General features: G+C 72.5%; 18 protein-coding genes and 1 pseudogene. 10 read left to right on the top strand and 9 right to left on the bottom strand.

Annotation, left to right across the window (positions count from 1 at the left end; translation table 11 throughout):
• The first annotated feature begins 70 nt into the window (after positions 1-70).
• Complete coding sequence (locus LXN57_RS28640; protein ID WP_251801410.1) at positions 71-994, top strand: LysR family transcriptional regulator; 924 nt, start codon at positions 71-73, stop codon at positions 992-994.
• Positions 995-1,040: 46 nt separating this feature from the next.
• Here LXN57_RS28640 and LXN57_RS28635 read toward each other — a convergent pair whose 3' ends face one another.
• Positions 1,041-1,748 (bottom strand): maleylpyruvate isomerase family mycothiol-dependent enzyme, encoded by a 708-nt coding sequence (locus tag LXN57_RS28635; RefSeq protein ID WP_251801318.1) that lies wholly within the window; start codon positions 1,746-1,748, stop codon positions 1,041-1,043.
• Positions 1,749-2,393: 645 nt separating this feature from the next.
• Here LXN57_RS28635 and LXN57_RS28630 point away from each other — a divergent pair.
• Positions 2,394-4,112, top strand: a complete 1,719-nt coding sequence (locus LXN57_RS28630) for a substrate-binding domain-containing protein (protein ID WP_251801317.1) — start codon at positions 2,394-2,396, stop codon at positions 4,110-4,112.
• Here LXN57_RS28630 and LXN57_RS28625 read toward each other — a convergent pair.
• The 8 genes from LXN57_RS28625 to LXN57_RS28590 all read right to left on the bottom strand — a co-directional run bounded on the left by LXN57_RS28625 (position 4,109) and on the right by LXN57_RS28590 (position 11,331).
• Complete coding sequence (locus LXN57_RS28625; protein ID WP_251801316.1) at positions 4,109-5,545, bottom strand: phytoene desaturase family protein; 1,437 nt, start codon at positions 5,543-5,545, stop codon at positions 4,109-4,111. The two genes, LXN57_RS28630 and LXN57_RS28625, sit on opposite strands and share 4 nt — an antisense overlap.
• Entirely contained in the window at positions 5,542-6,648 is a 1,107-nt protein-coding gene (locus LXN57_RS28620) for a glycosyltransferase family 2 protein (protein WP_251801315.1), read from the bottom strand. The genes LXN57_RS28625 and LXN57_RS28620 overlap by 4 nt, the downstream gene beginning before the upstream one ends.
• On the bottom strand, positions 6,645-7,454 hold the full coding sequence (locus LXN57_RS28615; RefSeq protein ID WP_251801314.1) for a carotenoid biosynthesis protein: 810 nt from the start codon (positions 7,452-7,454) through the stop codon (positions 6,645-6,647). The genes LXN57_RS28620 and LXN57_RS28615 overlap by 4 nt, the downstream gene beginning before the upstream one ends.
• Before the next feature lie 4 nt (positions 7,455-7,458).
• Positions 7,459-8,037 carry a GNAT family N-acetyltransferase gene (locus tag LXN57_RS28610; protein WP_221376143.1) on the bottom strand — a complete coding sequence of 193 codons (579 nt, stop codon included), beginning with the start codon at positions 8,035-8,037 and terminating at the stop codon, positions 7,459-7,461.
• 7 nt (positions 8,038-8,044) lie between these two features.
• Positions 8,045-8,692 (bottom strand): monooxygenase, encoded by a 648-nt coding sequence (locus tag LXN57_RS28605; RefSeq protein ID WP_251801313.1) that lies wholly within the window; start codon positions 8,690-8,692, stop codon positions 8,045-8,047.
• 7 nt (positions 8,693-8,699) lie between these two features.
• Complete coding sequence (locus LXN57_RS28600; protein ID WP_251801312.1) at positions 8,700-9,188, bottom strand: YbaK/EbsC family protein; 489 nt, start codon at positions 9,186-9,188, stop codon at positions 8,700-8,702.
• A 10-nt stretch (positions 9,189-9,198) separates the two neighbouring features.
• On the bottom strand, positions 9,199-10,461 hold the full coding sequence (locus LXN57_RS28595; protein ID WP_251801311.1) for a ferredoxin reductase family protein: 1,263 nt from the start codon (positions 10,459-10,461) through the stop codon (positions 9,199-9,201).
• 75 nt (positions 10,462-10,536) lie between these two features.
• Complete coding sequence (locus tag LXN57_RS28590) at positions 10,537-11,331, bottom strand: SDR family NAD(P)-dependent oxidoreductase (RefSeq protein WP_251801310.1); 795 nt, start codon at positions 11,329-11,331, stop codon at positions 10,537-10,539.
• Positions 11,332-11,370: 39 nt separating this feature from the next.
• Here LXN57_RS28590 and LXN57_RS28585 point away from each other — a divergent pair, with 39 nt between their 5' ends.
• The 8 genes and pseudogenes from LXN57_RS28585 to LXN57_RS28550 all read left to right on the top strand — a co-directional run bounded on the left by LXN57_RS28585 (position 11,371) and on the right by LXN57_RS28550 (position 23,357).
• On the top strand, positions 11,371-12,240 hold the full coding sequence (locus LXN57_RS28585; protein ID WP_251801309.1) for a bifunctional helix-turn-helix transcriptional regulator/GNAT family N-acetyltransferase: 870 nt from the start codon (positions 11,371-11,373) through the stop codon (positions 12,238-12,240).
• Between the two features lie 39 nt (positions 12,241-12,279).
• Entirely contained in the window at positions 12,280-13,407 is a 1,128-nt protein-coding gene (locus LXN57_RS28580; protein ID WP_251801308.1) for a sensor histidine kinase, read from the top strand.
• The gene (locus LXN57_RS28575) at positions 13,408-14,076 is read left to right on the top strand and encodes a response regulator (RefSeq protein ID WP_251801307.1); all 669 of its coding nucleotides are present in this window, start codon (positions 13,408-13,410) and stop codon (positions 14,074-14,076) included.
• A gap of 159 nt (positions 14,077-14,235) precedes the next feature.
• Positions 14,236-15,231: an NAD(P)-dependent alcohol dehydrogenase gene (locus LXN57_RS28570; protein WP_251801306.1), complete on the top strand. Its 996-nt coding sequence runs from the start codon at positions 14,236-14,238 to the stop codon at positions 15,229-15,231.
• Positions 15,232-16,067: 836 nt separating this feature from the next.
• The gene (locus LXN57_RS28565) at positions 16,068-16,469 is read left to right on the top strand and encodes an SAV_6107 family HEPN domain-containing protein (protein WP_251801409.1); all 402 of its coding nucleotides are present in this window, start codon (positions 16,068-16,070) and stop codon (positions 16,467-16,469) included.
• Positions 16,470-17,048: 579 nt separating this feature from the next.
• Positions 17,049-17,810 (top strand): annotated as a pseudogene (imuA', locus tag LXN57_RS28560) (DnaE2-dependent mutagenesis accessory factor ImuA'); the annotation flags it as partial.
• 508 nt (positions 17,811-18,318) lie between these two features.
• Complete coding sequence (locus LXN57_RS28555; protein ID WP_251801408.1) at positions 18,319-19,992, top strand: DNA polymerase Y family protein; 1,674 nt, start codon at positions 18,319-18,321, stop codon at positions 19,990-19,992.
• Positions 19,993-20,000: 8 nt separating this feature from the next.
• Positions 20,001-23,357: an error-prone DNA polymerase gene (locus LXN57_RS28550; protein ID WP_251801305.1), complete on the top strand. Its 3,357-nt coding sequence runs from the start codon at positions 20,001-20,003 to the stop codon at positions 23,355-23,357.
• Positions 23,358-23,392: the final 35 nt, after the last annotated feature.

Here is a 23,392-nt window from a genome sequence, read left to right as displayed (position 1 = left end):
CACTGGACGGTAGGGAGCGGGTGACGATTCGTCTAATGCATGATCGACGCAGTGATCATAGAGATAAACTATCGAGGTGCAGCTCCAGCAGCTTCGGTACTTTCTCGCAGTCGAACAAACCCGTCACTTCACCCAAGCAGCGGACATTTTGGGCGTCTCTCAGCCGACTCTCAGTAAGCAAGTTCACACGCTGGAAGCGAACCTCGGGGCACCCCTTTTCGAGCGGATTCGTGGTGGTGTGACCCTGACAGCGGCCGGGCAGACGCTGCTGCCGCTGGCTCAGCGGATGGTCGCCGACGCCGACGCGGCCCAGGAGGCGGTCGCCGACATCGTCGGCCTGCGTCGCGGCGAGGTGCGCCTGGGCGCCACCCCGAGCCTGTGCTCGTCGCTCGTGCCCGAGGTGCTTCGCACGTTCCGGGCCCAGCATCCCGAGATCCAGCTGTACGTCAACGAGGGCGGCTCGCAGGACCTGATCGAGAACTTGCTGGCCCACACGCTCGACCTGGCCCTGATCGTCCAGCCCGAGGAGGGCGTCGACGATTCGCTGAGCGCCGCTCCCGTGCTGCGCGAGAGCCTCGTCGTGGCGTCGGTGGCCGACGGGCCGCCGCCCACCGCGAATCCGCAGATCGCGCTGGCCGAACTCGAGCACACGCCGCTGGTCATGTTCCGCGCCGGCTACGACATTCGCGGCGTCACCCTCGAGGCCTGCCAGAAGGCGGGCTTCACCCCGAAGTTCGCCGTCGAGGGCGGCGAGATGGATGCCGTGCTGGCCTTCGTCGAGGCCGGGCTGGGTGTGGCCCTGGTGCCGAGCATGGTGCTGGCCAACCGGCCGCTGCTGCGGGCGACCCCGCTGGCTCCGCCCGGCATGCGCCGTACGATCGCGCTGGCCCATCGCAAGCGCTCGGTTCTGCCGCATGCCGCCGAGGCGCTGCGGGCGACCCTGCTGCATCACATCGCGACCGAGGAACTCCCGCTCGGCGTCCGTCCTCTCTGAGAAGCGGATTTCGTACGCGCCATCGAGCGCAAGCCTCCTGCGGCGCTCAGAACCGCGAGCCCTCCTGCCACCGTTCCCACAGAGCGGCGTCCCCGTCGGCCCGGGGCGCGGGCAGGCGCCGGTTGAGAATCAGCAACAGCTCCCGCACCGGGGCGGTCAGCGTCACGTCGGCCCCGTGGTCGCCGTCGTTCCACGTGATGCCGCTGCTGGTGAGCGTGACGTGCCAACTTCGCGGGATGTCGGTGGCGCTGAACTGAAGGGTCTCACCGTGACCGCGCAGCGCCTCGAACATCTCGAAGCAGAGCAGCAGGTCGGACACCCCGTCGGCGGCCAGGTCGGGGGCCACGTCGCCGGTCGGGTCGGCGTCGAAGTGGTGGATGACCTGGTCGTGGACCATGCGCCGCAGCCAGAACCCGGCTGTCTGGCACCTCGGGTGCCAGCTCCACACCTCGCTGCCGAAGCCCCGGTCGGCCACGGCGGCGTTCAGCCGTTGCGCGCCGTCGAGCAGCCACGGCGTCCAGATGTCCGGATCGGACGGTGCCCCGACGCGCTCGTATGCCACCGGGCCGCCGGCCGCGAGGACGTCCGTGGCGTAGTGGTGGCCCGAGCCGACGTGCGTGACCAGTTCGTGGACCGTCCACTCGGGGCAGGTGGGCACGATCGTCGCGATCGGCAGCCGCGCCGCCGCCGCGCCCAGCCGCCCCGCCTCCGCCTCGAGCTCGGCCGCGTAGCGCTCGGGGGCCAGCCATTCCATGGGATCGACCCTAGTGTCTGGGCGGTGTGCCGTGGGGAATTCGGAAGACCGTGGGGGCCGAGGCGCTTCCGATGACGAGTCACCAGGCGCAGTTACTCGCCAGTGACGAGCAGTGGCTGTTGACCTTGCGGGTGTTGCGCCGCGGGCGGGCTGGTTGATCTTCACTGCCGCGATCCGAAGGCCCGCGCGTGGTCGTCCGGGAATCCCGTCGGCTCACGTCGGCCCGCCGGTGGGAGCGTCAACGCATGGATGAATGTAGATTTAGTGGCCGAAGCTGCGGTCTCGGCAACTCGGCACTATGTATTTACTCACAGTGACGAACTCATGAGCTCCGCCACGCTGCGTTTTCGGTCGGGGAACGCGTTGAGGGCCGCCGACGAAGCGGTGGGCTTCGATGTGGACACGGTCCGTGGCGGGTCGGCCCACAACCCTGTTGATACTGGTGAGGACGGAGAATTGATCGCAGTTGCGATGGAGCGGCCGCAGGGTAGGTGGTGTAACACTTTCTGTCTATCGGCAACGTGCCAATAGGGGCCGACCGTCGTCAGTCGCCGATATGTGATTACTATTCGCTCACGTCGGACCAGCCTGCTCGATGGAGAGATCTCGATCGGTGCGGGCGGAACAGAGGGAGAGGTGGGTGCGATGTCGGAGCTGCCGAGGGGCGATCAGGGGCCGGTCGATCAGCCGATCACTCACCACGGGCCGCCCGGTGGCGGCGCCGGCCGGGTGCTGCTCGCGGCCGCGATCGTGCTGCTGCTGGTCGCCGTGGCCGGCGGCACGACCTGGTGGATGTACACCCGCGATCCCGCCCCGACCTCCAACTCCGCCGTCCCGGCGCGCTCGCCGTCGGCCTCCACCTGCCCCGGCGTGAAGCTGCGGGTCGTCGCCGCCCCCGAAATCGCGCCGGTGGTGAGCGCCGCGGCCAAGACGCTCGACGACGACCCGGCCAAGCCGTGCGACCCCATCGAGGTCGTCGCCGAGGAGCCGGGCCTCACCGTGGCCAACGCGGCCAAGCCCGACGTCTGGATCCCGTCCAGCAGCGTCTGGCTGGGCATCGCCAACGCGGGCGGCGCCGCCTTCACCGCCGAGGGCAAGCCGCTGGCCCACTCGCCGATCATGCTGGCCGCCCCGGTCGCGGTGACCACGTCGATCGCCAAGGGCGACCAGACCTCGTGGGCCCAGCTCACCGGGGCCCTGGCCGCCGGCCGGCTGCCCGCCGTGACCATGCCCGACGCGCAGGCCAGCACGACCGGCCTGCTCTCGGTCTACGGCGTCAACGCGGCCATGGCCCGCACCACGCCCGACGCCGGCATCGCCCAGCTGCGGGCGCTGACCCTGCGCAGCCGGCTCTCCGAGGCCACGGCCGACCCGACCAAGCTGATGTCCCGGATCGCCGAGCAGTGGAACACCAACGGCGTGGTCTACGACGTCGGTGTCTTCCCCACCACCGAGCAGCAGCTGCGCACCTACCAGCAGGGCAAGCACACCGTCCAGCTCAAGGGCGCGTTCCCGGCCGACGGCCAGGTCGAGGCCGACTACCCGTTCGCCGTGGCCAAGAACAATCAGGACATCGAGCTGACCGCCCAGCTGCGCGCGGCGATCACCCGCTCGTCGCTCACCAAGGCCGGTTTCCGCCCGGCGCCGCTGCCCAACACGCTGCCGCTGCCCGCCCAGCCGAAACAACTGCTGGCCATGGCGACGATGTGGAGCGAGTACAAGTCGCTCAGCACCCAGGTGCTGCTGCTCATCGACGCGTCGGGCTCGATGAACAAGAAGATCACGGCGCCCGGTGGCGGCACCACCACGCGGGCCGGACTGTTGCGCGAGTCGGGCCGGTTCGCGGCCGAGCTGTTCGCCGAGGACACCACCGTCGGCATGTGGTATTTCGGCCAGCCGACGCCGACCAGCCCGCCGCACAAAGAGGTCGTGTCCTACGGCCCGATCACCGCGCCGGTCAACGGCAAGACCCGCCGCCAGGCGCTGGCCAAGGCGATGGTCGACTACCGGGCGGCCGACAACTCGGGCACGCCGCTCTACAAGACGGTGCTCGACGGCGTGGCCGAGATGCGGGAGAAGGTCTCGCCCGGCACGGTCACCCTGGTCGTGGTGCTGACCGACGGCGAGGACGGCGAGTCCACGTTCAAGATGACCCAGGCCCAGTTCATGACCAAGCTTGCCGCCGAGCAGGACCCGAGCCGCCCGGTGCCGGTTCTCGCCCTCGGCTACGGCCCCGACGTCGACATGAACGCCCTGACCGCAATGTCCGAGGCCACCGGCGGCAAGGCGTTCCCGGCCACCAACCCGGCCGACCTGTCCTCGGCCATCGCCAAGGCGTTCCTGGCGGCCCACGCCCCGCGCTAGTCCTGGGCGGGGCCGATGCGGTCGGCGACCATCCGCGCCGAGAGCGTGACCATCGGCAGGCCGCCACCCGGGTGCACCGAGCCGCCGACCAGGTGCAGCCCCTCGACCGGGCCGTGGTTGACCGGGCGCATCAGGCCACCCGCCGTGCCGTAGATGGCGCCGCCCGGTGCGGCCGTCGCGGCGGCCAGGTCGGCCGGCGTGCGCGTCTCGCGGAAGAGCAACCGGTCGCGTACGTCGAGACCGCGCCGGGCCAGCACGGCGAGCACATGATCGGCGTAGGCGTCGGCGAGTCCCGGCCGCCGCCAGTCCACCGCCCGCCACGCCGTGCCCTGGCGCGGCGCGTTGATCAGCACGAACCAGGCCTCGCAGCCGGCGGGACTTACCTCGGGGTCGACGGCCCGGGTGACGAAGACCGTGGGATCGCCGGCCGGCCGGGCCCGCCGGGACGCCGATCCGAAGATGTCGTCGAACTCGCTGTCGTAATAGGACGGGAAGAAGACGGTGTGGTGAGCCAGCGACGGTGTCTCGCCCCGCACGCCCAGCAGCAGCACGAAGCCGCCCAGGCTGCGGTCGGTGAGCCCGGCCAGCCGCTTCGGCGCCGGCAGCAGGTCGCGGTAGACGGTCAGCGCGTCCACATTCGACACCACGGCGGTCGCAGGCACGCATTCCCCGCCGGCCAGCCGTACGCCGGTGACCCGCCCGCCCTCGGTCGTGATCCGCCGCACCTCGGCGTTCCGCACGATCCGCACGCCCGCGGCGGAGCAGCGCTCCCGCAGCGCCGTGGCCAGCGTCCCCAGCCCGCCCGGCACGTAGAAGCCGCCGAACGCCAGCTCCGCGTACGGGACGGCGGCGAGCGCGGCCGGCGCCCGTCGCGGGTCGGCGCCGGTGTAGGTCGCGTACCGGTCGAGCATCGTCCGCAGCCGGGGGTCGCGCAGATACTGACGTCCCAGCGCACGCAGCGAGCGGCCGGGCGCGATCGCCGCCAGGTCGCCGACCCGCCACGTCAGCCGGGCCAGCGACGCCGCGGTCACGGGCTTGCGCAGCACCGACCGCCACGACGCGTCCCAGATGCGCCGCGCGCGTTGCCAGAACCGGTCCCAGTCCCGCGCCGCCTCGGGGCCGAGGGCGGCCGCGATGCGATCGAGAAACTCGGCGTGCACCGGCGACGAGTCGAGCACCGTGCCGTCGGCGAAGACGTGCCGCACCACGGGATCGAGCGGCACCAGGTCGGGCTGCGCCTCGGTGAACACCTGCGGCAGCGTGAGCAGGCTGGGTCCGGTGTCGAAGCGGAACCCGTCCCGCTCGTACACGGCCAGCTTGCCCCCGACCTCGCCGGAGCGCTCGAAAACCGTCACCGAGTGTCCCGCACCCGCCAGCCGGGCCGCCGCCGTCAACCCGCCGACCCCCGCCCCGATCACCACGATGTCGCTCATACGGGCCGCCCGCGCCAGGTCAGGCCGCCGCGGGCGCGCAGGCGGAACGAGCGGGCCACCAGGCGGGCGAACAGCACGATCGAGAGGGGATGGGCGAGGGCGTCGGGCCAGGCGCGGCCGCCGGTCGCTCGGGCGGCTACCACGCGGCCAGTCACGCCCAGGAGGTAGGTGGCCAAGGCGATCGCGGCCCATGACGAAGCGCCGGCTGAGGTCAGCACCACAGTGGCGAGCGGCGGGAAAGCGTACAGAAAAAGCAGAATGACCACGACGGCGCCCGCGCCGGACCGCGAGCCGAACGACGCCCAGAGCGACTTGGTGTAGCCCGCGGTGAGTTCGGCCCACGAGTCGTACATGCGGCAGGTCGCCAGCCGCGAGCCGTCGGCCAGCGCGATGCGGCCGCCGGTGCGTTTGACCGCGCGGGCCAGCGCGATGTCCTCGAGGATCTCGGTGCGCACCGCCGCATGACCGCCCGCCCGCCGGTACGCCTCGGCGTCGACGACCAGCCATTGCCCGCCGGCCGCGGCCAGCGACGGGCGCGGCGAGCGTTCCATCGCCCGCAACGGCAGGAACGTCAGCCAGGACCACTGCAACAGCGGTTGCACCAGCCGCCCGGCGCCGGTGATCTTCGGGTACGGCGAGAGCAGCCCCACCCCGGCCCGGCGCAGCTCGGCGACGGCCGCGGCGATCGCCTCCGGTTCCAGCACCACGTCAGCGTCCACAAACGACAGCACGCCGGCGTCCGCCACGGCGTCGGCCAGCTGCTGACACGCGTGCGGCTTGCCCAGCCACCCGTCCGGCAGCGGCGCCCCCGTCAGCAGCCGCACCTTGTCGCCGGCCAGGTCGCCGGCCAGCGACCGTACGACCTCGGCGGTTCCGTCGGTCGAGCCGTCGTCGAGCACGTAGATCGTCAGATCCGGCGTGCCCCGCTGGGCCAGCAACGACTCGAGGCACGCGCCGACCCGTTCCGCCTCGTCACGCACGGGGAGAAGCACGGCGATCCGCTCGCTCGACGCCGCCGCCGGACCGGGCCGGCGCAGCAGCAGGGCGTTCACGGCGGTGTGGGCGGTCAGGGCGGCCCACGGCAGCAACGCCAGCCACCTCACGGCCGTACCCGGCGGAGGTCCGCGCCGGGCCGGGCCGGGATGAGCAGGCGAATGGCCACGGGCAGCACGGCCGCCCCCATCAGCACGCCGCCCCAGGCCGCCGAGGCGGGCAGGCTCAGGAAGACGGCGTGGGCGAGCACGGACGAAGCGTACGTCCAGAACCAGAGACCCAGCATGGGAGCGTCACCGGGCCGCGGCTCGTGCACGCGGGAGAAGTGACTCAGCGCGGTCATCAGCACCACCGCGAAGCCCAGCCAGCCCAGATAGTTGCCGACCGGGATGCCGGGCACGCCGGGCAGCGCCGGCGTCGGGGAGAGCCACCGCCAATAGCCCTCGGCCACCATCTGCGGGTCGAGGAAGAGATCCCAGGCGGCCAGGCCGAACGCGGCTACCCCGACCCGGGCCCAGCGGGCGATCGGCAGGCGCTGCGCGGCCAGCCAGGCCGGCCAGGCCATCCAGGTCCAGGCGAGCGGGATGATGAGCGGGACGCCGAGCAGCTTGGGCCCGAGCTGACCCGAGTAGACGTAGGTGCCGAACGGGAAGCCGGTGGCCACGCCGATCGCCTCGACCGCGAAGCCGCCCAGCGTGGCCGCGCCGACCAGGGCGAGCGCGGCCCGCGGCCCGCGGCTGAGCAGCGCGTGCGTGACCGACAACAGGTAACCGATCACGACGGTGGCCACGGTGAACGCGGCCCGCGTCCCGCCGGAAGTCAGTGGATAGCAGATCTGGGCGAGAACCAGCACCCCGAGCAGCGCCCACGGCCAGTCCGACCGCCCCGCCCGCCGCCCCAAAACGGACTGAAGCATTGCTTTAGATACCGACAATGCCGGGGGCGTCTTCCGCGGGGCGTTCGACGACAGGCAGATCCCGGCCGAGGATGGCGAACGCCCGCTCGTCGCCCGGGAAGTGGAAGTGGCGCAGCACGTCGGCGAAGCCGAACCGGCGGTAGAGCCGCCACGCCCGCGACTTCTGCTCGTCGGCCTCGGGCGTGGAGAGCAGCACCGTCTCCCCGTCGGCCATGGCCAGCAGCGCGCGCAGCTGGCGGGCGCCCACGCCGTGGCCCTGTGCCGCCGGGCGCACGTGCAGTTCGACGACCTCGAAGCAGCTGGTCAGCCAGCGTTGCCGGTCGTCCTCGCCCAGCTGGGAACGCACCTGGTCGTGCCACCACTGGCCGGAGCCCGACGTGTAGCCGTAGCCGAAACCGGCGAGCCGCCCGTCGGTGGTGAGGGTCGCGACGGCCCGGAAGCCGGCCCGGCGCACATGGGCGCCGATGTAGCCGCGCCGGGTCTGCAGCAGCTCCTTGCGGTAGCCCATCGCCTCGCCGTAGACGCTCACCACGTCGTCGAGCCGCCGCAGCAGGTCGTCCGGCTGCCACGCCACGAGCCTCATCGTCGAGTCACGCCCCTCTTACGTTCCAGCCGAGCACGTCGCGGTCGCCCGAGATCTCGTCGACCGCGAATCGGGCGAAAAGCTCCTCGGCGTACCACCCATCGGTCGGCGTCCGTGCGATCACCGCGCGATGCTCCGGCTGACGGTACGCGAATCGGGCCAGGTCCGCCGCATCGCGCCACACGCTGATCGTGCCCTGGAAGCCGATCGGCGCCTCGCCGATGCCGAAGTGCGCGAGCAGGCCCGGCGCTTGATCGACTTCCGGGGCGACCGGGGCGATGGCCTTCCAGAACGCCGCGGCCCGGGTCGGGCGCAACCGGGCCCGGGTGAGCGCCAGCACCATGCCGCCCCGGCTGGGCGATCTATCCGACTCGAAGGGTTTTTGTCGGGACCAGGTGCCCCGGCTGTGCAGGGGCGTCAGGTCTATGCGGGCCGAACTGACCGCCAATCTGTCCCACTTGGGGAGGATGACGGGATCGTCGCTCACGGTCACGGCCGCATATCGGGTCAGATCGGCGTCACCGGGGCGGAAGCCATCGGCCGTACCCAGGAACTTGGCGAACGACGTCCGGTGCGGGCCCGGAAAGGCCAGGCGGAACATGGCGGTCACGACCCGGCGCCGCGGCACCCGCCAGACATGGAGCGTGATCGGCATCGGAGGGTCAGGCCACGTCGGCCGGCGTGCCGGCGGTGACCCGCACCAGCTCGGCGAAGGTGATCGGGAAGACCGCCTGCGGCACCCCGCCCGCCGCCCAGATGTCGCGGTGCTGCTCGAGCGCGGTGTCGACGAGCGTACGGACCGGCTTGGGGTGCCCGAGCGGAGCGACCCCGCCGATGGCCTGCCCGGTGTGCTCGCGGACGAACTCGGGCGTGGCCCGCCGCAGCTTCCCGATCCCCAGGCCGGCGGCGACCTTGGCCGTGTCGACCCGGTGCGCGCCCGAGGTCAGCACGAGCAGCGGTTCCCCGTCGGCGTCGAAGATCAGCGAGTTGGCGATCTGGCCGACCTCGATGCAGAGCGCCTCGGCGGCCGCCGCCGCGGTGTGCGCGGCCGAGTCCAAGATGATGACCATGGACGGGGCGTCGTCGGCGGTGTGCGCGCCCGCGGCATCCAATGCGTCCTGCACGGCGATGACGTTGGGGTGTTCCCTCATCAGCCCATTCTCACCACCCGAACCGTTCCCGGTGCAGGCGGGCCGGGGGTACGCCCACCGCGCGGGCGGCCCGGAACACCGACGCGGCCCAGGCGTCCGGTCCGCAGACGTACACGTCGTGGCCGGCGAGGTCGGGGGCGAGCGACCGCAGCGCCTGGGCGTCGTCGTAGTCGGCGTACTCGGCGGGCAGCCACGACCCGGGCTCGGCGCGCGGGCCGACCAGGGGCACCAGGCGTACGCCGCGGTGCTCGGCCAGCCATTCCAGTTCATTGAGGAATGCCACCTCGTGCGGATGCCGGGTGCGGTAGACGAGGGTGGCCCGGCCATGGGCGTACGGCAGGTCCCAGAGCAGCGCCAGCAGTGGCGTCACCCCGGTGCCGCAGGCCAGCATCGTCACCGGCCCGCCGGCGTAGGCGGCCGCGGTCATCCGCCCGTACGGGCCCTCGATCAGCACCCGCGTGCCCGGCCGCAGCGCCGCGACCCGCGACGTGCCGTCGCCGACCACCTTCACCGTGATTCGCAGGCTGTCGCTGCGCGGCGGCCCGGACAGCGAGAACGGGTGGCCGCGCAGCCCGCCCCGGCCGTCGAGGAAGCGCCAGACGAAGAACTGCCCGGCACGGACCGGCAACCGGTCGAGCCGCCGCCCGCTCAGATAGACCGAGACGAGGCCGGGCGCCTCCGGGTCGACGTGGTCGACGGTCAGCCGATGCCGCAGCGTCCGCCACACCGGCAGCCCGAGGCGGAAGACGACGACCGAGCCCGTGGCGATCGCGTACAGGCTCCACCAGTAGGCGCGGGCCACCGGCGAGCGGAAGTCGCTGCCCAGCAGGAGCATGTGCGGCAGGGCCAGGCCGACGCCCAGATAGGCGTAGAGGTGCAGCAGGTGCCACGACTCGTAGCGCATCCGCCGCCGCACGCGGCGCACCGAGGTGACCACGACCAGGATCAAAGCGGCGAAAGCCACGTAGGCCCACAGCATCCCCGGGTCCGGGGCCCTCGTTCCGTACGCGGTGACGGCGAGCACGACATGGGCCACCAACAGCAGGAACGACGCGAAGCCGGTCCACCGGTGCCGGCGGGCGAGCGTGTCCTGGCCGTACGCCCGCTCGACCCACGGGATGCGGGCCATCAGCACGACCTGGATCAGCAGCAGGTCGGCCGACCACAGCGCGGCCAGCCGCCCCCACGCGGCCGGGCCGGTGGGCGCGTCGTCCAGGCCCACCGTCCACAGTGCCGTGACGATGAGCAGAGTGAGGGCCGCCGTCTTCCGCACGAGGCGTGACCGTACGTTTCCGCAGGCCCCGGCGGCAGGGGCAGGTGAACAAGCCCTCGGTTTCTCAGGTTTCCGTTATTCCCGTACGCCGGTGGCCTCTTCACTGGCGGCCCAGAGCGCGGCTGCGGCGGCCGGGTCGCTCGCGTAGGGCGCGGTCTTGGCGACCTCGTGCCCGACGTAGTAGGCGCCGTTGCGCACGTTGCCGGTGGTGGCCAGCCAGACCAGCAGCGCGCCCGCCTTTTCCGGCGTGACCAGGAACGGCGCGTACTTGTAGAAGAACCGCGTCGCCTTGCCCGCCCCGAAGTTGCTGCGGACGACACCCGGGTGGAACGAAACGCTGGTGATCTCGGGCCAGCGCCGGGCGGCCTCGGCGGCGAACAGGATGTCGGCTGTCTTGGCCGCGCCGTAGGCGGGGAAGGCGCGGTACCGGGCCGGGTCGCCGACGAGATCGCCGGGGTCGGGGGCGGCCCGCATGTGGGCCCGCGAGGCGGTGTTGACCACCCGGCCTCCGGTGAGCCGGTCGCGGAGCAGGTGGGTGAGCAGGAACGGGGCCAGGTGGTTGCCCTGGATGGTGGCTTCGAAGCCGTCCTTCGTACGGCGGTAGTGCTCGACCATGCCGCCGGCGTTGTTGGCCAGGACGTCGATCCTCGGGCAGACGTCTTTGATCTGGGCGGCCAGATCGCGTACCTGATCGAAGTCTTCGAAGTCTGCCCTGAGGATCTTGTCGGCGCTTACGCGCTTTGCGGCCTCGTCGAGGCGTGCTGGTGTGCGGCCGACCAGCACGACCCGGTCGCCCGCGGCCGCGAACTGCTCGGCGGCCGCCAGCCCGACGCCCGAACTGCCTCCGGTCACGACGACGGTCCGGCTCATGGTTCCTCCCAAGGCTTTCTCTGACTAAGGTCAGAGATTGTGGATCAGATCGAACTCGTGCGTGACTTCAACCGGTTCTACACTCAGCGTCTCGGCGTGCTCAACGATCATTACCTGGGGCAGCGGCGTCCGCTCGGCGAGGCGCGGCTGCTCTTCGAGATCGGCGACGGCGCCGGCCTGCGCGAGCTGCGTTCCCGGCTCGGGCTCGACTCCGGTTACCTCAGCCGGCTGCTGCGCTCGCTCAGCGGCGAGGGGCTGGTCACGGTCGGACCGCACCCCACCGACGGCCGGGTGCGGACAGCCGTGCTGACCGAGTCCGGGCAGCGCGAACGGGCCGACCTCGAGGCGCGCTCCCGTGAGAGTGTGGCCGCGCTGCTCGATCCGCTCACTCCGGCGCAGCGGGAGCGGCTGCTCGAGGCTCAGGGGCAGGTGCGGCGCCTGACGCGCCTGGCCACCATCACTATCGAGGCCGAGCCGGATGACGCGCCTCCGGCTCGCGCGTGCCTGCAGGCGTACGCCGTGGAATTGGACCTGCGCTTTCCCGAGGGCTACGACCCGGCCGCGCTGATCGCGCCCGGCGCTCTCACTCTCACCGGGGGCGCGTTCCTGCTGGCCCGCGAGGACGGGCGGCCGGTCGGTTGCGGGCTGTGGCAGGGGAGCGGGCCGGTCGCGGAGATCCGCCATGTGTGGGTCAGCCCGGACGCCCGGGGGCTCGGACTGGGACGGCGGTTGCTGGCCGCGCTCGAACAGGACGCGGCCGGGCACGGCATCACGTCGATCCGGCTCGGCACGCACTCGGTTCTCGCGGAGGCGATCGCGCTCTACCGGGCCGGCGGCTACCGCGAGGTGCCGTCCGACGACTCGTCGCCGTACAACCAGCTCGCCTTCGAGAAACGAGTAGTACTTTAGGCGGGTCCGGTTTCCGGGCTTCCTTCGTACGATCGTGGCGTGCGCGAGACTCTCAGTTCGGCGTGGCGCTCGGTTTGGCTCTCGGTGTGGCTCGAGCCGCGGTCGCCTGGCGTGCCGACCCGCGTCCGGCGCGACTGGGTGCTCCTGGGCCTGGTCGTCGTGGCCACCGTGCTCGAGGGAGTGCTGACCTCGGCCTGGTCCGGCATGATCCTCGGGCTCGTGCTGGCCCCCACCCTGCTGTGGCGCCGCAGTCGGCCGTTCCTGATGGTCGCGATCGCGTTCCTGGTCTGCCTGTTCTGGGGCGATCCCGGCAACGGCACGCTGGCCTATCTGCTGATCCTGCCGTACGCGCTGTTCCGCTGGGGCTCCGGGCGCGAGGCGCTGGCCGGCGCCGCGCTGATCTTCGCCAAGATCTCGGTGGCGGCCGCCCTCGGCCACATCGGCGTCTCCGACATGCTGCTCGGGTTCGTGGCCATGATCGCGGCGTTCGCGCTGGCCACGACGTTCCGCTACCGCGCCCGGCTGCTCGAGCGCCGGCTCGGCGAGGCCAAGCTGCTCGAACGCGAACGGTTGGCCCGCGACCTGCACGACACCGTGGCCCACCACGTCTCGGCCATGGCGATCCGGGCCCAGGCCGGCATCGCGGTGGCCCAGCGGCAGCCCGAGGCGGCGGTCGAGGCGCTGCGGGTCATCGAGGCCGAGGCGACCCGCGCCCTGGCCGAGATGCGCACGATGGTGGGCGCATTGCGCTTCTCTCAGGCCGGCGACCTGTCGCCCAGTCCCGGCCTGGCCGAACTGCGCGGCCTGGCCGGGCCGTCGCCGTCGGGTCTGCCGGTTTCGGTCGAAGTGACCGGCGACCTGGATGACGTGCCCGCCACTGTCGGCACCGCCATCTACCGCCTCGCGCAGGAGTCGGTGACCAACGCGCGGCGGCACGCCCGGCACGCCAGCCGCATCACGGTCCGCGTGGCCGCCGACGGCTCGCTGGTGCGCCTGCACGTCAGCGACGACGGCGAGGCCCCCCGGGCCTCCGCGGCCGGCGGGTTCGGCCTGGCCGGCATGGCCGAGCGGGCCGGTCTGCTCGGCGGCACCTGCGAGGCTGGTCCCGGCCCGGGGCGCGGCTGGACGGTCAGCGCGGCGCTGCCGCGCACCGGGGCGGCAGCCTGAATGTCCGATGACATCCGGGTGGTCGTCGCCGACGATCAAGAGATCGTGCGTACCGGCCTGGTCATGATCCTCAACGCCGAGCCCGGCATCCGCGTCGTCGGCGAGGCCCCCGACGGCCGCCGCGCCGTCGAACTGGCCCAGCGGCTGCGCCCCGACGTGTGCCTGCTCGACATCCGCATGCCCGGCATGGACGGCATCGAGGCCACCCGCCGCCTGGCCGGCCCCGCCGTCACCGATCCGCTGGCCGTCGTCGTCATCACCACGTTCGACCTCGACGACCACGTCTACGCCGCCCTGCGCGCCGGCGCCCGCGGTTTCCTGCTCAAGGACGCCGGCACCGCCCTGCTCAGCCAGGCCGTGCACGCCGCCGCCCGGGGCGACGCCCTGATCGCTCCGAGCATCACCACCCGCCTGCTCAAGGCGTTCGCCGACACCGGCCCGTCCGGTCCGCCCCCGCAACCGGTCGACCCGCTGACCGACCGCGAGGAAGAGGTGCTGGCGCTGGTGGCCCGTGGCCGCACCAACGCCGAGATAGCGTCCGGGCTGCACATCAGCCTGAGCACGGTGAAGACCCACATCACCTCGCTGATGGCCAAGCTCATCGTTCGCAACCGGGTCGAGATCGCCATGTGGGCCTACGAGACGGGCCGCGCCCCCGGCCGTCCTTAGGGCTTATCCGTGGATCACGACCTGGACCTCGCCTCGCTCCCGCGTGATCCACCGGATGAGCTCTAGCACTTTGGGTCGGCGCGGCTCCTTCTTTGTGCCGGGTCTGCTCCGGCCTCCGCTCCGATGAGCCGGCGGCCCGCGATCGGCACGCTGAGCACCATGAAGGCTATCTATCAGAAGAGGTACGGCGTTCCGGTGCTCGAGGACGTGGCCGAGCCGGAGCCCGGCCGGGGCGAGGTGCGGGTGCGCGTGCGAGCGGCCTCGATCAACGCCCGCGACTGGCACGTGATGCGCGGCGACCCCGTGCTGGGGCGGCTGATGCTGCCCGCGGTGATGGGCCCGCGCGGGCCGCGGCGCCGGATCCGGGGCACCGACTTCGCGGGGACGGTCGAGTCGGTCGGCGCCGGGGTCGACCGGTTCCGGCCCGGCGACGAGGTGTACGGCGATCTGGGGGACGCGCACGGGGCGTTCGCGGAATACGTCTGCGCCGCGGCCGACGAGATCGAGTTCAAGCCGGCCGGGCTCAGCTGGGCCGAAGCGGCGGCGATGCCACTGGCGGGCGGGACGGCCCTGATGGCGCTGCGGGACGTGGGCCGGGTGCGGGCCGGCCGGAGCGTGCTGATCAACGGGGCCTCGGGCGGGGTTGGCACCTTCGCCGTCCAGATCGGCAAGGCGCTCGGCGGCTCGGTGACGGCCGTGTGCAGCCCCCGCAACGTCGAACTGGTCCGCTCGCTCGGGGCGGACGAGGTGGTCGACTACACCGGGAGCGACTTCACCCGGCTCGGCCGCCGCTTCGACGTGGTGCTCGACCTGGTGGGGAACCGGTCGCTGGACGACCTGCGGCGGGTGGTGGCGCCGGACGGGGTGCTGGTGCTCTCGGGCGGGGGCACGTCCCGCGGGCGGGCCCGGCTGTTCGGGCCGATGCGGCTGATCATCGGAGCGCAGATCGCGGCCAGGCTGTCCCGCTCGGGCCCGCGGATCGTGGTGCCGGCGACATCGCCGAGCCGCGAGCTGCTGGCCGGGCTGCGCGAGCTGGCCGAGGCGGGCCGGGTGACCCCGGCCATCGACCGCACCTACCAGCTCGCCGAGGTGCCGGAGGCGATCCGCTACCTGGAGGAGGAGCACGCCCGGGCCAAGGTCGTCATCACAGTGTGAACTCTTCCGGCCGTGGCCGGCCTCGTCGTCTTGCATTTTTGTCGTACGTCAGTGCTAGTCTTCTTCGTAGTTAGAACGGATGTTCGAACACCTTCGAACTTTGAAGGTTCGAGCCTCCGGGCTGGCGACGGGAGCGGTGTTTCGCGGCACGGCTCCCGAGCGTGGCACCCGCGAAGTGCCACGCGTAAGGCTCCGGGCATTCGCGGGCCCGGCGCCTTCAGACAAGGCAGGACCGTCGTCCGCTGCCCCCGACCCCCGGGTGGCGGACGACGGACCCGCCGGCAGGTCCGGCCGGGTGTGGTGTGGGGAAGCTTCACACCCGGCCGGTCACCACCACGGGCTGCTGCGCCTTCCTCCGCAGACGCCTCGGTTCGACCCGGAACGTCGGATGCGAGACACGCGAGGAGAAACAGATGGCGAGCCACACAGCGCCAAGCCTTTGGCCGGCTCCCGACCTGGCCCCGGCCACCCGCCCCGGCCCGTCGGCCTCCGGCCCGGCCCCGGCCCGCACACCCGCGCGCGCCCCGGCGTTCACGGCCCCCTCGGCTCCCGGTCCGGCCGCGCCTGGCCACGCCGTGCCTCATCAGGCCACGCCCCGCCCGGCCGCACCCGGTCATGCCGCCCCTGGCCATGCCGCGTCTGGGCAGGCTGCGCCGGCTTATGCCGCGTCTGCTCAGGCTGCGCCGGGTTATGCCGCGTCTGGTCTGGCCGTGCCTCGTCAGGCTGCGCCCCGTCCGGCTGTTCCCGGCGTGGCTGTTCCCAGCCCGGTCGTTCCCGGGCTGGCGCACGCGCCGACTGCGGCCGCCCGGGCCGACGCACCCACCGTGCCGGCGCACATGCTGCCCCAGCGCACCCCGGCCCAGTTGCTGACCATCGCCCGCGAGGGTCTGGCCGAGGCGGCGCGCACCGGCCCCGACGGCCTGCGTTACGCCGCGGCCCACCTGGCCGCCCTGCGCGCCGCGGCCGCCGTGCTCGCGGCCCGGGCCCGTCCCGCTCCGGCCAGCCGCCGCAGCCGGGTGACCAGCGTCTGGTCCCTGCTGGTGCTGGTCGCGCCCGACTTCGGCGAGTGGGCCAACTATTTCGCCCTGGGCGCCTCCAAGCGCGCCGCGGCCGAGGCCGGCATCCCACGCGTGGTGAGCCCCCGCGAGGCCGACGACCTGCTGCGAGCCGCCGAACAGTTCGTGGCCGTCGTCGAGTCCGCCCTGGGCCTGACCTACCAGCCCCCGCTGGCCGCCTGACCGGCTGCCTGACGACCCTCCCGCTTCCCCGCCGGCGACACCCCGGCGAGAGCGCTCGCCACCCACTTCGGCGAGCGTCCCGTCGTCGAGCCCGCCGTGCCACTTCACCGTTGCCACCGACGCGACTCGGCAGCGCCCGACGTCGCTCGTTTCTCGGCGGCGAGCCGCTGATGCCGCGCCGGGCGGCGGTGGCGTAGTGATCGGCCTGGCTCTGCCCGGCTTCCGACGGACGGGCGTTGATTGTTCCGGCGCTGCTCGGTCGCGGCGGTGAGCCGCCGAGACGGCGGCGTAGTGATCGGGAAGGTCCGGTTCTGCGGAAGGCGGTGATGTTCGTGTGGTTCGCGGGTCGGCCCTTGGATCGGGTTTCGCGGAGGGCGGTGATGTTCGTGTGCGAGTCGTGGTTTCGCGGGCCGTTCTTCAGGTCTGGTTCGGCGGACGGTGACGTTCGTGCGCGGGTGGTGGTTTCGCGGGGCGGGCTTCAGGTGCGGGAGGGCGGACGGGCGAATCGGGAAGGGCGGCCGAGGCGGGGCCGGCTCGTGTCGAGCGGGCGGGAAACTGAGCAACAGAGCGAGGCAACACATGGCGGGACGCATGATCAGCGGTGCGGCCGCCCTTGCTGAACTGGTTCGGGCGGCGGGTGAGACGGAGACGGCGGGACTCCACCGGACGCTTCCGGTGGTGCCCGAGCTGAGCTCGTTGCTGCCCGGTCATGGGCTGCGTCGCGGCAGCACCGTGGCGGTGTCCGCCGGGCAGTCCGCCACCGCCGCCGGTGGGACGTCCCTGTTGCTGGCCCTGCTGTCCGAGGCTTCCCGGACGGGCTCCTGGTGCGCGGTGGTCGGCGTGCCCTCGCTGGGCGCGATCGCCGCCGCCGAGAGCGGCATCGCCCTCGACCGGCTGGCCCTGGTGCCCGACCCCGGCCCGGACTGGCCCACCGTGGTGGCCGCCCTGATCGACGGCGTCGACGTCATCGTGCTGGCCGTGCCCGGCGGCGTCTCCGCATCCATCGCCTCCCGCCTGGTGGCGCGGGCCCGCCAGCGGGGGAGCGTCCTGGTGCCGTACGGCGACTGGTCCGGCGCCGACGTGACCCTGCGCGTCCTCGAGGGCCGCTGGGAAGGCCTCGACGAGGGCCACGGCCGCCTGCGTCGCCGCCAGGTGCGAGTGCTGGCCCGCGGCCGCGGCGCCGCGGCCCGCCCCAAGGAGGTGACCATGTGGATGCCGGGCGTCACGATCCGCCCGCTGACCCTGCCTCCACCCACCGGCCCGACCCCAGCCAACCAGTCCACGGTGGACATTCCTGCCCGTCCCCACCTGGTCCCCGTCCCCACAGATTCCCCGCAACCGCCCTCATCTCCAGCGGCCAGCGCGGATCGCCCGAGGCCGGCCGCCATTCACGGACCTACCGTTCCGCAGCGGCCGTCGTCCCCGGCGGCGAGCGCGGATCACCTGGCGTCGGCCTCCGTTCCCGCAGCGTCGCCGGCGGCGAGCGCGGATCGTGCGGAGCCGGCTTCTGTTCCCGCTGCTGCTGTTTCGCAGCGGCCGTTGTCTCCGGCGGCAGGTATGGATCGTCAGCGGTCGGGCTCTGTGTCGCAACGGCCGTTGTCCCCAGCGGCCAGCGCGGATCGTCGGCGACCGGCCTCCGTTTCGGCAGGGGCTGTTTCGCAGCTGCCGCTGTCTGCGGGGACGGCAACGGACGAGCCGGTGCGGCCGGGCACGGGTTCGGCGGTCGCGTCTGATGTGGATGGTGGGCGGGTGCTGGCGTTTCCGGTGGAGAAGGCCGAAAAGGCCGAGCGCCGGGGGAATCGGCCGGCGGTGATGTGAGGTGGGGGCGGAGAGTGTGGGTGGGCGGACCATGGTGGTCTGGTGCCCGGACTGGCCGGTGGTCGCGGCGGAGATCGTGTTGGGCACGCCGGCCGCGCAGCCGGTCATCGTGTTGCTCGGGAACCGGGTGATCGCCTGTTCGGAGGCGGCTCGGCGGGAGGGCGTACGAAGGGGTCTGCGCAGGAGGGAGGCGCAGAGCCGATGCCCGCAGGTTGTCGCCGTCGAGCATGATCCGGGGCGGGACGCGCGGGCCTTCGAAGCCGTTGTCGCCGCCGTCGAGGAGGTGGCGGTCGGGGTCGAGGTGATCCGGCCGGGGGCGCTGGCGCTCTCGGCGCGCGGGCCGTCCCGGTATTTCGGCGGGGAGGAGGCCGCGGCCGAGCGGATAGTCGAGCAGGTCGCTCAGGCGTGTGAAGTGGAGAGCCAGGTCGGCATCGCCGAAGGGGTGTTCGCGGCGGGGCTCGCGGCCCGTGGCGGGCAGGTGATCCCGCCCGGCGGGACGCCCGGCTTCCTGCGGGGGCAGCCCGTCGAGGCCATCGAGCGGCCCGAGCTGACCGACCTGCTCAAGCGGCTCGGCCTCAAGACGCTGGGCGAGTTCGCGGCGCTGCCGGCGGGGGACGTGCTGACCCGGTTCGGTTTCGACGGGGCGCTCGCGCACCGGCTCGCGGCCGGTTTCGACCATCGGCCGCTCGCGGTGCGCCGGCCGCCGCCCGACCTGGAGGTCGCCGAGACCTACGACGAGCCGCTGGAACGGGTGGACGTGGCCGCGTTCGCCGGCCGGGCGCTGGCCGAGCGGCTGCACGACAAGCTGGCCGCGCACGGGCTGGCCTGCACCCGCCTGGGCATCGAGGCGGTCACCGCGAACGGCCAGGAGCTGCACCGCGTCTGGCGCCACGACGGCATGCTGACCGCGGCCGCGATCGCCGAACGGGTTCGCTGGCAGCTGGACGGCTGGCTCACCGGCGCCCGCCGCGGCGCCCCCGCCCGCCCGACCGCCGGCCTGGTGCGGTTGCGCCTGGTCCCGGACGGCGTGCTGGTCCACCTCGGACTCCAGCCGGGTCTCTGGGGTGACGCCGGGGCCGACCGCGAGCGGGCACATCGGGCCTTCAGCCGCGTGCAGGGCCTGCTCGGCCCCGACTCGGTGGTCACGCCCGTGTTCAGCGGCGGGCGCAACGCCGACGACCAGATCCGCCTGGTTCCGTGGGGCGACGAACGTGACCCCCACCGCCCCGCCGCGCCCCACTCCGATCCGGTGCCCGGCGTCCGGACCCATCCGGTGCTGGCCGCTCACACCGAGCCCACGCTCGCGATCACCGGGGCGGAGGAGCAGGAACATGCCGACGGCCGTCGTCGCAAGCGGGCGGCCAAGCCTCCTGTGCTGCCGCCGTGGCCCGGCCGGCTGCCCAAGCCCGCGCCCGCCCTGGTGCCCACCCGGCCGCTGCCGGCGGTGGTGCTCGACGACAAGGGCGACCTCGTGGGAGTCAGCGCCCGCCTGGAACTCACCGGCGCCCCGGCCGCCCTGGTCGTCGAGCGCGCTCACCCGGTCGCCATCGCCGGGTGGGCCGGACCGTGGCCGGTGGAGGAACGCTGGTGGGCCCCGGACGAGTCGCGGCGGCGGGCCCGCTTCCAGGTGGTTCTGGCGGACGGCCGTGCCCTGCTGCTGAGTCTGGCCGCCGGTCACTGGGCCGTGGAGGCGATCTATGACTAGGCGGAGCTGTGGGCTTCCATAACCCGAAGATGTCCTGGTCGGAGCTGGAGAAGACGCTCTCCGGCGGGGGCCGGGAAGAGCGGCGCCTGCACCCCGTCGTCGACCCGCTCGCCGTCGACGGGGACGGGGGCGATTCGCCGGCCTGGTCGCGCAAGCGGCAACCGTACGAGGCGCCCGCTCTGGTGCGCCGGGAGCGGGTCACCCCGTACGCCGAACTGCACTGCCACACGAATTTCAGCTTTCTCGACGGCGCCAGCCACCCCGAGGAGCTGGCCGAGGAGGCCGCCCGCCTGGGTCTGAACGGGCTCGCCGTCACCGACCACGACGGTTTCTACGGCGTGGTGCGGTTCTCGCAGGCCGCCCGCGAACTCGGCCTGCCCACGATCTTCGGGGCCGAGTTGTCGCTCGACCTGAGCAAGCCGCAGAACGGCGAGGCCGACCCCGAGGGCCGCCACCTGCTCGCCCTCGCCCACGGCCACGAGGGGTACGCCCGCCTGGCCGCTGTTCTGTCGCGCGGGCAGCTGGCCGGCGGCGAGAAGGGCAAGCCCGAGTACGGGGATCTGGAGGACATCGCCGAAACGCTGCGCGACCACGTGCTGATCCTCACCGGCTGCCGGAAGGGGCCGGTCCCGTCGGCGCTGGCGACCGGGGGCGTCGACGACGCGGCGGCCGAACTCGACCGCCTGGTCGCCCTGTTCGGCCGTCCGAACGTGGCGGTCGAGCTGACCTCGCACGGCGACCCGTACGACGACGACCGCAACGACGCCCTCTTCGCCCTGGCCGGCAGCCGCGGCCTGGAGGTCGTGGCCACCAACAACGTGCACTACGCGACCCCGGCGCGCCGCCGGCTGGCCACCGCCCTGGCCGCGGTCCGTTCGCGCCGCAGCCTCGACGAGATCGACGGCTGGCTGCCCGCGGCCGGCACCGCCCACCTGCGCAGCGGCGACGAGATGGCCCGCCGGTTCGCGGCCTATCCGGGGGCGGTGGACAACGCCGCGATGTTCGGTGAGGGCCTCGCGTTCGACATCGACCTGATCGCGCCGCGGCTGCCCGACTTTCAGATCCCCGAAGAGGGGCACACCGAGATGACCTGGCTGCGCGAGCTCACCCTGCGCGGCGCCCGCGACCGGTACGGCCCGCCCCAGGCGCATCCCCGGGCCTACGAGCAGATCGAGTACGAGCTGAGGATGATCGACGAGCTCGGCTTCCCCGGCTACTTCCTGGTCGTGTACGACATCGTCCGCTTCTGCCGCGAGCAGAAGATCTACGCCCAGGGCCGGGGCAGCGCCGCCAACTCCGCGGTCTGCTACGCGCTGCGCATCACCAATGTGGACGCGGTGGCGAACAACCTGCTCTTCGAGCGGTTCCTCGCGCCGGAGCGGGACGGCCCACCCGACATCGACGTCGACATCGAGTCGGACCGGCGTGAGGAGGTCATCCAGTACGTCTACCGCAAGTACGGCCGCGAGCACACGGCCCAGGTCGCGAACGTCATCTCGTACCGGCCGCGGTCGGCGGTGCGCGACATGGCCAAGGCGTTCGGGTTCTCGCCGGGCCAGCAGGACGCCTGGAGCAAGCAGATCGACCGGTGGGGGAGCGTGGCCACGGTCGACGTCGAGGACATCCCGGCCCAGGTCGTCGAGTTCGCCAACCAGGTGCAGGACTTCCCCCGCCACCTGGGCATCCACTCGGGCGGCATGGTGATCTGCGACCGCCCGATCATCGAGGTGTGCCCGGTGGAATGGGGGCGCATGCCGGGCCGCACGGTGTTGCAGTGGGACAAGGACGATTGCGCGGTGATCGAGCTGGTCAAGTTCGACCTGCTGGGGCTCGGCATGCTTTCCGCGCTGCGATACGCGTACGAAATGATTGATTCCGACCTCGACATCTCCACCATGGACCTGACCGATGCGGAGGTCTACGAGATGCTCTGCCGGGCCGACTCGGTGGGCGTCTTCCAGGTCGAGAGCCGCGCCCAGATGGCGACCCTGCCCCGGCTCAAACCGCGAGTGTTCTACGACCTGGTGGTGGAGGTCGCGCTGATCCGTCCGGGCCCGATCCAGGGCGGTTCGGTCCACCCGTTCATCCGGCGCAAGAACGGTCTGGAGGAGGTCACCTATCCGCATCCATTGATGCGCAATGCGCTCGAGAAAACGCTCGGTGTGCCGCTCTTCCAGGAGCAACTCATGCAACTGGCGATCGACGTGGCCGGCTTCGACCCGGCCGAGGCCGACCAGTTGCGGCGGGCGATGGGCTCGAAGAGGTCGGTCGAGAAGATGGAGAAAATCAAGAGGCGGCTGTACGAGGGGATGGCCGGGAACGGGATCACCGGTGAGCTCGCCGACGACCTGTTCCTGAAACTCTCCGCCTTCGCCAACTACGGTTTTCCGGAGAGCCATTCGATGAGCTTCGCCTATCTGGTGTACGCCAGCGCGTGGCTCAAGCGGTATCACCCGGCGGCCTTCTGCGCGGCGTTGCTGAACGCCCAGCCGATGGGTTTCTATTCGCCGCAGTCGCTGGTCGACGACGCCCGCCGGCACGGGGTCGAGGTGCGCCGGCCCGACATCAATCGCAGCGACGCCAAGGCCACTCTCGAGTCGACGCCGAAGACTCGCTGGGGCGCCCTCAAGAACGAGCCGCCGCACGCCTGGGGCCTGGGTGGCCCGGCCGTCCGGCAGGGTCTGGCCAGTATTCGCACGCTCGGCGAGGAGCTGGCCGAACGCATCGAGCAGGAGCGCCGCGCGAACGGGCCGTACCGCAGCATGACCGACCTTTCCCGGCGTACGGGATGCTCCACGACCCACCTCGAGGCCCTGGCCACGGCCGACGCCTTCGCCGGGTTCGGCCTCACCCGGCGCGAGGCCCTGTGGGCCGCCGGCGCGGCCGCGCAGGACCGGCCCGACCGCCTGCCCGGCACGGTGACCGGCACCGACGCGCCGATGCTGCCCGGCATGAGCGCGGTCGACGAGCTGGTCGCCGACGTCTGGGCCACCGGATTGTCGCCCGAGACGCACCCGGCCCAGTTCCTGCGGGCCGAGCTCGACCGGGCCGGCGCCCTGCCGATCTCGAAGCTGGGCCGGGTCGAGGCCGGCACCCGCATCCGGGTGGGCGGGATCGTCACCCACCGGCAGCGCCCGGCGACCGCGGGCGGGGTGACCTTCGTGAACCTGGAGGACGAGACCGGGATGCTGAACGTGACCTGCTCCCCGGGGTTGTGGCAGCGCTACCGGCGGGTGGCCCGCACCAGTTCGGCGCTGATCGTGCGCGGCCGGCTCGAGAGTGCCGAGGGCGTGCTCAACCTGGTCGCGGACCGGCTCGAGGCGCTCACCCCGCCGGTGTCGCCCGCATCTCGGGACTTCCGCTGAACAGTGGCTTCGCCCTATTTTGTACCTTTAGTGGC

This window comes from Paractinoplanes hotanensis (assembly GCF_023717965.1).
Classification (GTDB): domain Bacteria; phylum Actinomycetota; class Actinomycetes; order Mycobacteriales; family Micromonosporaceae; genus Actinoplanes; species Actinoplanes polyasparticus.
Note: the sequence above shows the minus strand (reverse complement) of the source record. Positions and strands in the feature narration are given on the sequence as shown.

Bases quoted from the DNA above. Each gene is read 5' to 3' on its own strand.
- LXN57_RS28635 (WP_251801318.1), bottom strand. From the start codon at position 1,748: ATGGAATGGCTGGCCCCCGAGCGCTACGCGGCCGAGCTCGAGGCGGAG.
- LXN57_RS28630 (WP_251801317.1), top strand. From the start codon at position 2,394: ATGTCGGAGCTGCCGAGGGGCGATCAGGGGCCGGTCGATCAGCCGATC.
- LXN57_RS28625 (WP_251801316.1), bottom strand. From the start codon at position 5,545: ATGAGCGACATCGTGGTGATCGGGGCGGGGGTCGGCGGGTTGACGGCG.
- LXN57_RS28615 (WP_251801314.1), bottom strand. From the start codon at position 7,454: ATGCTTCAGTCCGTTTTGGGGCGGCGGGCGGGGCGGTCGGACTGGCCG.
- LXN57_RS28610 (WP_221376143.1), bottom strand. From the start codon at position 8,037: ATGAGGCTCGTGGCGTGGCAGCCGGACGACCTGCTGCGGCGGCTCGAC.
- LXN57_RS28605 (WP_251801313.1), bottom strand. From the start codon at position 8,692: ATGCCGATCACGCTCCATGTCTGGCGGGTGCCGCGGCGCCGGGTCGTG.
- LXN57_RS28600 (WP_251801312.1), bottom strand. From the start codon at position 9,188: ATGAGGGAACACCCCAACGTCATCGCCGTGCAGGACGCATTGGATGCC.
- LXN57_RS28590 (WP_251801310.1), bottom strand. From the start codon at position 11,331: ATGAGCCGGACCGTCGTCGTGACCGGAGGCAGTTCGGGCGTCGGGCTG.
- LXN57_RS28575 (WP_251801307.1), top strand. From the start codon at position 13,408: ATGTCCGATGACATCCGGGTGGTCGTCGCCGACGATCAAGAGATCGTG.
- LXN57_RS28570 (WP_251801306.1), top strand. From the start codon at position 14,236: ATGAAGGCTATCTATCAGAAGAGGTACGGCGTTCCGGTGCTCGAGGAC.
- LXN57_RS28565 (WP_251801409.1), top strand. From the start codon at position 16,068: ATGCTGCCCCAGCGCACCCCGGCCCAGTTGCTGACCATCGCCCGCGAG.
- LXN57_RS28555 (WP_251801408.1), top strand. From the start codon at position 18,319: ATGGTGGTCTGGTGCCCGGACTGGCCGGTGGTCGCGGCGGAGATCGTG.